Genomic DNA, 12093 nt, shown 5'->3' with positions numbered 1-12093 from the left:
CGACCGCCGCCGGCTCTAGGCTGGAGCCCATGACCACGCCATCCCCCGCCACCCGCCTGACCACCCCGCCGTCGGAAGCCCGCAACCGCCCGACCACGCCGTGGTGGGTGGACGCCGTGATCTACCAGGTGTACCCGCGCAGCTTCGCGGACGGCAACGGCGACGGCATGGGCGACCTGCCCGGCGTCACCGCGCGCATGGACTACCTGCAGACCCTGGGCGTGGACGCGATCTGGCTCTCGCCCTTCTACCTCTCCCCGCAGCACGACGCCGGCTACGACGTGGCGGACTACCGCGCCGTCGACCCGCGGTTCGGCACGCTCGAGGACGCGGATGCGATGATCGACGCCGCCCACGCGGCGGGGATCCGCGTGATCGTGGACCTCGTGCCCAATCACACCTCCTCCGAGCACGCGTGGTTCCAGGCGGCGCTGGCGACCTCGCCCGGCTCCCCCGAGCGCGCCCGCTACCACTTCGCCGAGGGCCGCGGCGAGCACGGGGAGCTGCCGCCCAGCAACTGGCTCTCCACCTTCGGCGGCGGCGCGTGGTCCCGCGTGACCGAGGCGGACGGGACGCCGGGCCAGTGGTACCTGCACCTCTTCGACACCACGCAGCCGGACCTGAACTGGGAGAACCCGGAGGTCCGCGAGGAGTTCGAGGCCATCCTGCGGTTCTGGCTGGACCGCGGCGTGGACGGCTTCCGCGTGGACGTGGCGCACGGGCTCATCAAGAAGCCCGGCTACCCCGACTCCGAGCACACCCGCATGGGCATGGTGGTGGACGCCGGCGAGGACGACGACCCCACGTTCGACCCGGACACCTTCGAGCCCCTCATGCCGTTCATCGACCAGGACCGCGTGCACGAGGTGTACCGGCAGTGGCGCCGGGTGCTGGACTCCTACGACCACGAGCCCATGATGGTGGCCGAGGCCTGGGTGGCCCCGCTCTCCCGCACGTTCCGCTACGTGCGCCCGGGGGAGATGCACCAGGCCTTCAACTTCACCTACCTCGTGGCCGGCTGGGACGCGCAGTCCCTGTCCTCCGCGATCGAGCGCTCCTTCACGGCGGCCGAGCGGGTGGGGGCGCCCAACACGTGGGTGCTCTCCAACCACGACACCGTGCGGCACACCTCCCGCTACGGCCTCACGGATCCGAGCTCCTACCCCGCCGGGATCACCGCCGACGACGAGCAGCCGGACGAGGAGCTGGGCCGCCGTCGCGCCCGAGCCGCCGCCCTGATCGAGCTGGGCCTGCCCGGCTCGGCGTACATCTACCAGGGCGACGAGCTCGGCCTGCCCGAGCACACCACGCTCGCGGCCGAGCACCGCCAGGACCCGTACTTCTTCCGCACGGACGGGGAGGAGCCCGGCCGGGACGGCTGCCGCATCCCGCTGCCCTGGGAGGCGGACGCCCCCGCGTACGGCTTCTCGGCCACCGCCGACGACGACGGCGCGTCCACCGCGCCCGCCTCCCCCTGGCTGCCCCAGCCGGAGTCCTTCCGGGCGCTGGCCGCGGACCGCCAGGTCGGCGTCGAGGGGTCCGTGTTCGAGCTGTACCGCCGGCTGCTGGAGATCCGCGGCGAGCTGGACCTGGGCACCGGCACGTTCGCGTGGTCCGAGCACCACGACCCGGAGCGCGGCGTGCTCGCGTTCACCGTGACCAACGGCGGGGGCCACCACCTCGGCTCGGGCGAGCCGATCCCGGCCCGGACGGTGCTCGTGATCGCCAACCTCGGCGCCGAGCCCCTGGACCTGCCCGCCGGCCACGCGAAGGCCCTGTCCTCCCTCGAGGACCCGGACGCACTCGCCGACGGCCGCCTGGTCCCCAACTCGGCGGCCTGGCTGCTGCAGGCCTGACCAGCGCAGATCCGAGGGTTGCCGGGGAGTGGCAAACATTTGCCACTCCACTGTGGAGTGAGTCACCATGGCATGTCATCTCATTCACACCCTGAGCGGAGACCCTTCTCGTGAACGCAACCCCCTCCGGCGCGCATGCCGCAGGCGCCGCCCCGGCCGGCGGCGGTGAGAGCCAGCTGCACCGCGGGCTGAGCCAGCGCCACATCATGTTCATCGCCCTCGGCACGGCGATCGGCACCGGGCTGTTCTACGGCTCGGCCGGCGGCATCCAGACCGCGGGCCCCGGCGTCATCCTTGCCTTCCTCATCGCGGGCTCCGCCGTGTACCTCGTGATGCGCGCTCTCGGCGAGATGACGCTGCGGGAGCCGGTCTCCGGCTCGTTCGCGGCGTACGCCTCCCGCTACCTCGGCCCCTTCGCGGGCTACGTGACCGGCTGGACCTTCGTGTTCGAGCTGGCCGTCGTGATCGTGGCGGACACCGCCGCCATCACCACGTACATGGCGTTCTGGTTCCCGGACGTGCCCGGCTGGGCGTGGGTCGCGGCCACCATCCTCGTGATCGGACTGGTCAACCTCACCCACGTCGGCAGCTTCGGCGAGACCGAGTTCTGGCTGACGCTCATCAAGGTCGGCGCCATCGTGGCGATGATCTTCGGCGGCCTCATCCTCATGTTCACGGGCGCCTCCTTCACGGACGGCACCCCGGCGGGCCTGAACAACCTCGTGGACCACGGCGGCTTCCTGCCGATGGGCTTCGGCGGCGTCCTGCTGGCGCTGACGATCGTGACCTTCTCCTTCGGCGGCATCGAGACCCTCGGCGTGGCCGCGGGCGAGGCGAAGAACCCGGAGAAGGTGCTGCCGAAGGCCATCAACGCCGTGCCCGTCCGCATCCTGCTCTTCTACGTGCTGACCATGGTGGTCATCATGGCCCTCATGCCGTGGACCGCCGTGGACGGCAAGACCAGCCCGTTCGTGCAGATCTTCGAGGGGCTCGGCGTGCCGTTCGCCCCGCATCTGCTGAACTTCGTGGTCCTGACCGCCGCGATCTCCGCCATCAACGCGTGCATCTACGGCGCGGGCCGCCTGCTCTACGCGATGGCGCACGACGGCCAGGCGCCGCGGGCCTTCACCCGCGTCAACCGCGGCGGCGTGCCGTGGCTGAGCATCGTGGTGATGCTCGGGGTCATGGTGCTGGGCGCGATCCTCATCACCGTGAACCCGGACGCGTTCGTCCTCGTGGCCGGCGTCGCCTCCTTCGCCGTGGTCTTCACGTGGGCCATGATCTTCCTCTCGCACCGCGCCATGCAGGCCCGCGTGAAGGAGCAGGGCGCGGCCCCCTCGGTGTACCCGATGCCGCTCGGCGCCCTCGGCACATGGCTCGGCCTGGCCTTCGTGGCCACGGTGGTCATCACCATGGCCACCGTCCCGGAGTCCCGCCAGGCCCTGCTGATCGGCCTCGTGTGGGTCGCGTGCCTCACCGCCGCATGGTTCCTCACCGGCGTCCGCACGTCCGCCGCCGTGCACGACCGCACGGGCACCCTGCCGGTGGTCCGCCAGCACGACTGACCGCCGCGCGGAGCGGCACAGACACAGGCGAGCCCTGCGCCGTCGTCCTCATTCCTTCCGGATGAGGGCGACGACGCAGGGCTCGTCTGCGTGCGGGGTCGGGTCTGCCGCGGGGTCAGCCCGCGGCGGTCGAGCCGCCGGGGGCGTCCGCCGAGGGTCCCCGCGACGGCGCCACCGGCGTGCTGCCGGCCGGCGTGCCGTCGGCGAGTCGGATCTCGTGGTCCGCACCCGGCGAGGCCACCTGCGCGATCCTGTGCTGGCGGTCGCGGCTCAGCGAGGCCCACCACTGCGAGGCGGCCACGGGGCCGCCGTCGACGACGTCCGGATCGTCCGTCTCGAGGCCGAGACGGTCCTTGATGGAGGCCAGCATGGCCGCGCGGCGCACGGCCTCCACGCGGGCCACGGAGTAGCTGAGGATGCGGAACGTGGACAGGCACATCACGAGCATCATGATGCTGAACGGCAGGCCGATCGTGATGGCGAGCGTCTGGATGGCGCTCAGGCCGCCGGCCATGAGCAGCGCGGCCGCCATGAACGCGGTGGCGATCGCGAAGAAGATCCGGATCATCACCTTGGGGTTCACGTCGCCGCCCGTGGCGAGCATGCCCATCACGAGCGAGCCGGAGTCCGAGGAGGTCACGAAGAACACGGCCGAGAGGAGGATGAAGCCGACCATCATGACGCTGCCGGCCGGCAGCTGCTCCACGACCTGGAACAGGGCGGTGTTCGCATCGATCGAGCCGTCGGCGCCGACCACGGACTCGTAGCCCGCGGGGCGGACGGTCTCCATGTAGATGGCGGTGCCGCCGAGGATGCCGAACCACAGGATCGAGATCAGGGTGGGCACGAGCATCACGCCGGCGATGAACTCACGCACGGTGCGCCCGCGGGAGATGCGGGCGATGAAGATGCCGACGAAGGGGGTCCAGGACATCCACCAGCCCCAGTAGTAGGCCGTCCAGCCGGCCTGCCACGCATCGCCCTCCGCGCCGAAGAACGCGGAGACGTTGAGGGAGTTGGCGAAGTAGTTCTGCAGGTACGCGCCGGTGGACTGCACCATCTCCTTGAAGAGGAAGGAGGTGGGTCCCACGATCAGCAGGAAGAGGAGCAGGCCCGCGGCGAGGATGAGGTTGAAGTTGGAGAGCCACTTCATGCCGCGCTCCACTCCCGAGACCACCGTGTAGAGGACGACGCAGGTCACGAGGGCGATCATCACGTACTCGAGCCACGCACTGTCCTCAGGGACGAACCCGAGGGCACGCAGCCCGGCGGCCATCTGGGTCACACCGAGGCCGAGCGAGGTGGCGACGCCGAACACGGTGCCCACGAGGGCCAGCGTGTCGATGAGGTGGCCCCATCCGCCGCGGGTGCGCTTCTCGCCGAGGATCGACTCGAAGGCCCAGCGCAGGGAGAGGGGACGGCCGCGGCGGTGGATGGCAAGGCCCACGGCCACGCCCACGACGGCGTAGATCGCCCAGGGCTGCAGGCCCCAGTGCAGGAACGTGGTCGCCAGGGCGTTCTGCGAGGCCTGGCCCTGGGTGGGGTTGGTCGCCGCGATGTCCGGACGCGGCGAGACGAAGTGCATGAGCGGCTCGGTCATGCCGTAGAACACGAGGCCGATGCCCATGCCGGCGGCGAAGAGCAGGGAGAACCAGGACAGGGTGGAGAACTCGGGCTTCTCGTCCGGCTTGCCCATCGTGATGGCGCCCTTGCGGGAGAACGCGAGGTAGACGCAGAAGAGGACGAAGAACAGCGCGACGGCGGCGTACCACCACGAGAAGTTCGTGATGATGGCGCCCTGGACGGCCGAGATGGCGGTGGTCATCTGGTCCGGGAAGAACAGCGTGGCGAGCACGAATCCCAGGACGATGGCAGCGGTGGGCCAGAAGACACCCGGCACGAGGGCGCGCCCCGCGCTGGTGGAGGCGTCGGCGGCGGTGGTGGGAACGGGGTCGTCGGATCGGGAGGCGGTGGGGGCGGACACGCCCGGCGGCGTGCCCCTGGTCGCGGGCGGAGTGTCGTCGATCATGCCGTCCACCCTACGGGGGAGCCGGCGGCTGGGCGCGGAGAGGGACGGAGGATCGTGTCCGCTCTCACGGCAGCTCGTGACGGCGCACACACGACGGCGGGCCTCGCCCCTGGGCTCGAGCGGGCGCCGACCCTACGCTGGAGGGGAGGGAGTCCCGGAGCACCCGGGCCCCCTCGATCCGGCTCCGCACCGGGACCGGGGATCCCCTCACAGGAGGTCAGCCCATGAAGGCCATCGTCTACCACGGTCCCGGCAAGCGCGTGTGGGAAGAGGTCCCGGACGCCACGATCATCGACCCGACGGACGCCGTCGTGAAGGTGGAGACCACCACCATCTGCGGCACCGACTGCACATCCTCAAGGGCGACGTCCCCGCCGTCACGGACGGACGCATCCTCGGCCACCAGGGCGTCGGCGTCGTGACCGAGGCGGGCGCGGAGGTGAAGGACGTCAAGGTCGGCGACCGCGTCATCATCTCCTGCGTCTCCACGTGCATGGACTGCTCGTACTGCCGCGAGGGCCTGACCTCCCACTGCCAGGCCATGGGCGGCATCGGCTGGGTCTTCGGTCACCTGATCGACGGCACGCAGGCCGAGCTGGTCCGCGTCCCGTTCGCAGACAACGGCCTCATCCCGCTGCCCGAGGGCGTCACCGCCGAGCAGGGCGTCATGCTCTCGGACATCCTGCCCACCGGCTACGAGATCGGCGTCCTCGCCGGCCAGGTCTCCGAGGGCGACGTCGTCCTCGTCGTCGGCGCCGGCCCCGTGGGCCTGTCCGCCATCATGACGGCGGCGTCGAAGGGCGCAGGCGCGATCATCGCCGTCGACGGCAACGAGTTCCGCCTCGAGGCCGCGCGCCGCTTCGGCGCCACCCACGTCTTCACCCCGGGCGAGGAGACCCTGGGGAGGATCAACGAGCTGACGGCGGACGGCCTCGGCGTCGACGTCGCGATGGAGGCGGTGGGCATCCCCGCCACCTTCCAGATGTGCGTGGACGCGATCCGCCCCGGCGGCCACGTGGCCAACCTGGGCGTGCACGGCAAGCCGGTGGAGTTCGCCCTCGACCGCGAGTGGATCAACAACATCACCATCACCACGGGCCTGGTGAACGCCACCACCGCGCCCGAGCTGCTCGGCCGCATCCAGGACGGCTCGATCCACCCGGAGGAGTTCGTCACCCACCGCTTCACCTTCGACCAGTGGGACGAGGCGTACGAGACCTTCAAGAACGCCGCGCAGCAGAAGGCCCTCAAGGTCATCATCAGCGCCTGAGCTGGTGCCTTCCGCATCCCTCACCCTCGACGACAGGAGAAACTCCATGAGCACCGAGCCGAACGAGATCGAGCTGGAGGCCGACCTGCTGGCCGACCCCCAGGCCGCTGGCGACCCCGAGCCCCTGGACGGCCGCGACGGCCAGCCGGCGCCCGGCAGCTCCGACGACCCGCAGGACTGGGCCGGCGACGGCCGCGCCGTCGACGCGCTGCGCGCCGCGGAGTCGGAGGCCATGCACGTGGTGGACGGCGACTAGGGCATGTCTGACAATCGTTTTGACCATGCGAGCACAGCGTTCAACACCACGGCGGCGCGGTAGACGATCGCGTACTTGTCGTACCGGGTCGCCAGGCCCCGCCATTGCTTCAGGTGCGCGTACTGGCGCTCGATGACGTTGCGGCCCTTGTAGGCGTCCGCGTCGAGGCTGACGGGGCGCCCGCCGCGGGCACCGCGCCGTCTGCGGTGGCCCTGCTGGTCGGCCGGCTCGGGGATGACGGCTTTGATCCGGCGGGCGCGCAGGTGGGTGCGGATCGCCCGGGAGGAGTACGCCTTGTCGCCCAGCACGGCCTCGGGGCGGGTCCGGGGCCGCCCTACTGGCCGGGTCACGCGCAGCTGCTCCAGAAGAGGAAGCAGCATCGGGGAGTCCCCTGCCTGGCCGGGGGTGATCAGGCTGACCAGCGGCAGCCCGGTCCCATCGACGAGCTGATGGATCTTCGTGCTCAGCCCGCCACGGGAGCGCCCGATGCCGTGATCGGCCGGCTCCTCACGCGGATTCTTGTAGTTCGATCCATCCCCCTGTGTGGCGGGTGATGTTCGTCGCGTGCTGGTGGGCGCGGGCGATCGTGGAGTCCACCGAGACCGACCAATCGATCAGGCCTTCGGCGTCAGCGGCGGCGGTCAGCGTGGCCAGCACCGTGTCCCAGGTGCCTTCTTCAGCCAAGCGCCGATGCCAGGTCCACACGGTCTGCCAGGGCCCGTAGACCTCGGGCAGATCCCTCCAAGCGATTCCGCACCTGTATCGGTAGATGATCGCCTCCACCATGGTGCGGGCGTCGGCGAACGGCCTGCCGGCGCGGCCGGTCCGGGTCGGGAGCATCGGGGCGATCAACTCCCATTGGGCGTCGGAGAGCATCTGGAACCGGGACATGTCCCCAGGGTCTCAGCTGACTCGTGCATCTATTCTCAGACACGCCCTAGATACCACCGTCGACTTCTTCCCGGCTGCCGAAGAGACGTTTGCAGTCGTAGCCGCGGCGAGGACGCTCGTGCACTTGCCCGACAACGCTAACGGGAACCATCCAGCGCGCTTTGCTTCAGACTCTGGAACTCCGCCTCGGAGATAGTTCCGCTGTCGAGTAGCTGCTTGGCTTGCGCGATCTCAGACGCAGGTCCCCCAGCAACAGTCCGGATGTAGTCGTCCGCCGTTGCTTTGGCCTCTCGTGCCTGTCGCTCGGCTCGATCGCCCATCCCACGACCGCGGAAGATCAGGTAAACGAGCGCCGTGAGGAACGGAAGAAAGATGAGGAAAAGCAGCCAGATCGCCTTGTAGACGCCGCTGAGTTCGCGGTCCCGGAAGAGATCACTGATGATTGAGAACAGTGCGATGAGGTAGGCGACGAACACAAAGATGGTGAAGAACCACCAGATCGCATCCCAGATCGTGCTCCAGAAGTCCATGTTCCTGACCTCACCTTCCGGCCCGGTTGGGGGCCAAGCCTAGAGTTTCGTGTGAACCCAGGGTAGCAAGCGGCAAGCGGCCCCTGCCTACCTCAGCCAGAGCTGGGCGCGCCGCAAAAGTGCTAACGAAAGTGCTAAGCAACCTGCAGGTCGAGGTATCGCGGTGGAGTCATCCACAGGGCACATGCCGTAGATCGTTGATTTCATGCGGCAGAACGCCCTTCCAAGATTCGCGGCGCGAGGGGGTCGAGGTCAGTTCAAGTCCCCCCTCGCGCACCGCGGGCCGTTTGCAAGACGGCCAGGGAACGGTTTGTACGTTCCACAGGGGAAGCCCCCGGGAGACTCGGACGAGTCTCCCGGGGGCTTCTTCACGCACAGGATTGGCCTCCCGGGCGACGCCGCGGGCGTCCCGAGGGCCTGGCGGACTCGTCTGGGCATGGAAAGACCCCCGCGGGCCTGCGCCTGGGAAGGCTCCCGCGGGGGTCTGGATGTGTCCACGTGGTCCCGTGGGAGCGGCTCTAGGTTAGGCGGCCTCCCGCCTCTCAGGTGGCAAGCCCCCTGGTGATGTGTACGCGGGCCCGTACTCGTCGGCGCGGGTGAACCCGGCCGTGCGCTCATGGCGGCGGGCGCGCTTGACCGGGGCCGTGGCGAAAGACCAAAGCGTGTCGCCCCAGTCGTTAGAACGACGCCCGGCCTACTCTCGGAAGGTCGCCACCATCGACACCTACTGGCACACACGCGAAGGCATCCACCCTTATGTCCAGCCTCTCTGACCTCCTCGGCCAGGTCCGCGCCACGAACCCAGACCTCGCGGCCAACCTCGAACGCGAGATCAAGAACCGCACCCGGCGTCAGCGCCAGTTCGGACTCGTGTTCGAGGGGCACCGCCCCGAGGCCGTGGAACTGCCCTCTCGGCCCGTCCGCAAGGGGGACAAGGTCCGCATACTCCCGCCCCGCGGGGAGACCAAGAAAGGTGACCAGACCCTCTGGCACGTCGACCACATCGACCGCACTACCGGCACCGCCCGCCTGACCGCCGTCGACGGCGAGCAGGAGGCCCAGGCGGCCATTTCCGATCTCGTCGTCGTCGCTGAGTTCCGCGATCACATGTACCCCGGCCTCGTCGAGACCGGCCGAGTCGAGAACGGCGGTGGCAAGCCCTTCCATACGGTCATCAACGCCGAGAACTTCCACGCTCTCGAGATGCTCACTTACACCCACCATCACAAGGTGGACTGGGCTGACCCCGTTTCGTAGGTCCAGTCGTTATGAGAGTCGTCCTGTTGCCCGCGGTCGCGGGCAGGGAGACTGGTCAGATCATGACGAACAGCAGGAAGCGTCACACCCCCGAGCAGGTCGTCCGTAAGCTCGGGCAGGCCGACAGGATGCTCGCCGATGGTCAGGACGTCGCGGCGGTGTGCCGGGAGCTCGGGGTGTCCGAGCAGACGTACTACCGGTGGCGGAACCAGTACGGCGGCCTCAAGGCCGACGATGCAAAGCGCCTGAAGGAGCTGGAGAAGCAGAACGCGACCCTGAAGCGTCTGCTCGCGGAAGCGGAGCTGGAGAAGGCCGCGCTCAAGGAGCTGGCTGAGGGAAACTTCTAAGCCCGGACAGGCGCCGCGCCGCCGTCGATCACCTCAAGCGCAAGTTGCGGGTGAGCGAACGGATGGCGTGCCGTCTGGTCGGGCTGAGCCGCTCCGCGTACCGGCGACCGCTCAAGGGCGACACGGTCGCGGACCCGGATCGGGCGCTCAGGGAGTGGCTGCGCGCCTGGGCGAAGGACCATCCCCGCTACGGGTATCGGCGGGCGTATCACGACGCCCGCGCCGAGGGGTGGGTGGTGAACCACAAGAAGATCCAACGCCTGTGGCGTGACGAAGGGCTCCGGGTCCCGCAGCGGCGTCGACGCAAGCGCGTCGGGTCCTCGACCGTCGACGCGCCGACGGCGGACGCGCCGAACGTGGTGTGGGCGGTGGACTTCCAGTTCGACGCCGACGAGCACGGACGACCGATCAAGATCTGCTCGATCGTCGACGAACACACCCGGGAGTGCATCGGCGGCCTCGTGGAGCGCTCGATTACCGCCGACCGACTCACCGCCCACCTCGAGGACCTCGTCGCCGCCCGGGGCGCCCCGGCGGTGCTCAGGTCGGACAACGGGCCGGAGTTCATCAGCGAGGCGATGGCCGACTGGGCCGGCACCCGCACCGGCCTGTCCTACATCCCTCCGGGCTCGCCGTGGCGCAACGGGTACGTCGAGTCGTTCAACAGCCGGATCCGCGACGAGTGCCTCAACATCAACAGCTTCTACTCACTGCTGCACGCACAGGTCATCATCGGCGGTCAAGTCCCTGGAAGTGGTGTAACCGTCTTCGAGGCATGAGAATCAGGCCAGGGCCGGCATCACCTCCGTGCCCATCACGGTGCCCGGTTCTTGCGTGAGGGGCTCGCGGCAGCGGGCCAGCAGCTCGAGACCGAGGTACCGGCGGCCCTCGGCCCACTCATCCGTCTGCTCAGCCAACACGGCCCCCACGAGCCGCACCACGGCATCCCGGTTCGGGAAGATGCCCACCGCGTCCGTGCGGCGCCGGATCTCCCGATTCAGGCGCTCGGCAGGGTTGTTCGACCAGATCTGGGACCACACGTCCTTCGGGAACGAGATGAACGCGAGGATGTCCTCCCGAGCAGCATCGAGGTGCCCAGCCACGGCGGGCAACCGCTCGGCCACGTAGTCCAAGAGCCGGTCGAACTGGGCGTGCACCGCCGGCCCGTCAGGCTGGTCGTAGACGCTGTGGAGCATGGCCTTCACCGCCGGCCACATGGCCTTCGGGGTCACCGCCATCAGGTTCGCGGCATAGTGCGTGCGGCACCGCTGCCACACGGCCCCGGGCAGGTTCGCCGCGATGGCTTCGACCAGGCCACGGTGGGAGTCCGAAGTCACCAGTCTCACCCCGTGAAGGCCGCGGGCGACCAGATCAGCGAAGAACTCGTTCCACGCCGCGCCTGACTCCGTGGTGGCCACCCGCAGCCCGAGTACCTCACGTCGCCCGTCAGCGTTGACGCCGGTGGCGACCATGGCCACCGCGTTGATCACCCGACCACCCTCGCGAACCTTCATGGTCAGGGCGTCCGCGGCGAGGAACACGAACGGGCCGGCATCCCCCAGCGGGCGGTGCCGGAACGCGTCGATGTGCTCGTCCAGCTCGGCGGCCATCCGGCTGACCTGGGACTTCGAGAGCGAGTCGATGCCCAGCTGGCGCACGAGCTTGTCCATGCGTCGGGTGGAGACCCCAGCGAGGTAGCAGTCGGCGACGACCGTGATCAACGCGGACTCGGCCCGCTTGCGTCGCTCGAGCAGCCACTCTGGGAAGTACGTGCCGGCGCGCAGTTTCGGGATGGCCACGTCGATCGTGCCGGCGCGGGTGTCGAGGGGCCGGTGGCGGTACCCGTTGCGCTGTGCGGTGCGGGTATCAGAAGCGGTGCCGTACTCGGCGCCGCAGACCGCGTCTGCGTCAGCGCTGAGCAGGGCGTTGATCACGGTCTGCAGCAGGTGGCGCAACAAGTCCGGCGAGGCTTCGCCGATCGCTTCGCGTAGCAGGCGTTCAGGGTCGACAATGTGAGGAGCGGTCATCGTGGTGATGTCCCTTTCGAGAGTGCTGTGGAAGGTTCACTCGAAGGCTCCCACGGTGACCGCGT

The 12093-nt window shown here is 69.3% G+C and carries 8 protein-coding genes and 2 pseudogenes; 6 read left to right on the top strand and 4 right to left on the bottom strand.

The window, feature by feature from the left end; all coding sequences use genetic code 11:
• The first annotated feature begins 29 nt into the window (after window positions 1–29).
• Together LG274_RS09230 and LG274_RS09225 are read left to right on the top strand one after the other, a co-directional pair.
• Window positions 30–1856, top strand: coding sequence for an alpha-amylase family glycosyl hydrolase (locus tag LG274_RS09230; RefSeq protein WP_404464069.1), 1827 nt, complete (start codon window positions 30–32; stop codon window positions 1854–1856).
• Between the two features lie 110 nt (window positions 1857–1966).
• On the top strand, window positions 1967–3421 hold the full coding sequence (locus tag LG274_RS09225; protein ID WP_404464067.1) for an amino acid permease: 1455 nt from the start codon (window positions 1967–1969) through the stop codon (window positions 3419–3421).
• Window positions 3422–3536: 115 nt separating this feature from the next.
• Here the strand turns inward: LG274_RS09225 and LG274_RS09220 are convergent, their stop codons facing one another.
• Complete coding sequence (locus LG274_RS09220; protein WP_366371160.1) at window positions 3537–5450, bottom strand: BCCT family transporter; 1914 nt, start codon at window positions 5448–5450, stop codon at window positions 3537–3539.
• 224 nt (window positions 5451–5674) lie between these two features.
• Between LG274_RS09220 and LG274_RS09215 the strand changes: the two are divergent.
• Together LG274_RS09215 and LG274_RS09210 are read left to right on the top strand one after the other, a co-directional pair.
• Window positions 5675–6720 (top strand): annotated as a pseudogene (locus tag LG274_RS09215) (zinc-binding dehydrogenase).
• Between the two features lie 46 nt (window positions 6721–6766).
• Window positions 6767–6976, top strand: a complete 210-nt coding sequence (locus LG274_RS09210; protein ID WP_319075780.1) for a hypothetical protein — start codon at window positions 6767–6769, stop codon at window positions 6974–6976.
• Here LG274_RS09210 and LG274_RS09205 read toward each other — a convergent pair.
• Window positions 6973–7867 (bottom strand): IS5 family transposase gene (locus tag LG274_RS09205; protein ID WP_404464064.1). Its coding sequence is split into 2 segments (ribosomal slippage): window positions 6973–7509 and window positions 7511–7867, totalling 894 coding nucleotides; the frame shifts between segments, so codons are not numbered across the junction. The genes LG274_RS09210 and LG274_RS09205 overlap by 4 nt on opposite strands.
• 137 nt (window positions 7868–8004) lie before the next feature.
• Window positions 8005–8397 (bottom strand): SHOCT domain-containing protein, encoded by a 393-nt coding sequence (locus LG274_RS09200; protein WP_158184098.1) that lies wholly within the window; start codon window positions 8395–8397, stop codon window positions 8005–8007.
• Between the two features lie 756 nt (window positions 8398–9153).
• Between LG274_RS09200 and LG274_RS09195 the strand changes: the two genes are divergently transcribed.
• On the top strand, window positions 9154–9654 hold the full coding sequence (locus LG274_RS09195; RefSeq protein ID WP_298714778.1) for a restriction endonuclease subunit M: 501 nt from the start codon (window positions 9154–9156) through the stop codon (window positions 9652–9654).
• Window positions 9655–9716: 62 nt separating this feature from the next.
• Window positions 9717–10738 (top strand): annotated as a pseudogene (locus tag LG274_RS09190) (IS3 family transposase); the annotation flags it as partial.
• 45 nt (window positions 10739–10783) lie between these two features.
• Here LG274_RS09190 and LG274_RS09185 read toward each other — a convergent pair.
• Window positions 10784–12028, bottom strand: a complete 1245-nt coding sequence (locus tag LG274_RS09185) for an IS256 family transposase (RefSeq protein WP_031943898.1) — start codon at window positions 12026–12028, stop codon at window positions 10784–10786.
• Window positions 12029–12093: the final 65 nt, after the last annotated feature.

The sequence above is a fragment of the Micrococcus antarcticus genome (assembly GCF_044872765.1).
GTDB lineage: Bacteria > Actinomycetota > Actinomycetes > Actinomycetales > Micrococcaceae > Micrococcus.
Note: the sequence above shows the minus strand (reverse complement) of the source record. Positions and strands in the feature narration are given on the sequence as shown.

What these genes read in the sequence shown, in the direction of transcription:
- LG274_RS09195 (WP_298714778.1), top strand. Translation starts at nt 9,154, where the DNA reads ATGTCCAGCCTCTCTGACCTCCTCGGCCAGGTCCGCGCCACGAACCCA.
- LG274_RS09210 (WP_319075780.1), top strand. Translation starts at nt 6,767, where the DNA reads ATGAGCACCGAGCCGAACGAGATCGAGCTGGAGGCCGACCTGCTGGCC.
- LG274_RS09185 (WP_031943898.1), bottom strand. Translation starts at nt 12,028, where the DNA reads ATGACCGCTCCTCACATTGTCGACCCTGAACGCCTGCTACGCGAAGCG.
- LG274_RS09220 (WP_366371160.1), bottom strand. Translation starts at nt 5,450, where the DNA reads ATGATCGACGACACTCCGCCCGCGACCAGGGGCACGCCGCCGGGCGTG.
- LG274_RS09200 (WP_158184098.1), bottom strand. Translation starts at nt 8,397, where the DNA reads ATGGACTTCTGGAGCACGATCTGGGATGCGATCTGGTGGTTCTTCACC.
- LG274_RS09230 (WP_404464069.1), top strand. Translation starts at nt 30, where the DNA reads ATGACCACGCCATCCCCCGCCACCCGCCTGACCACCCCGCCGTCGGAA.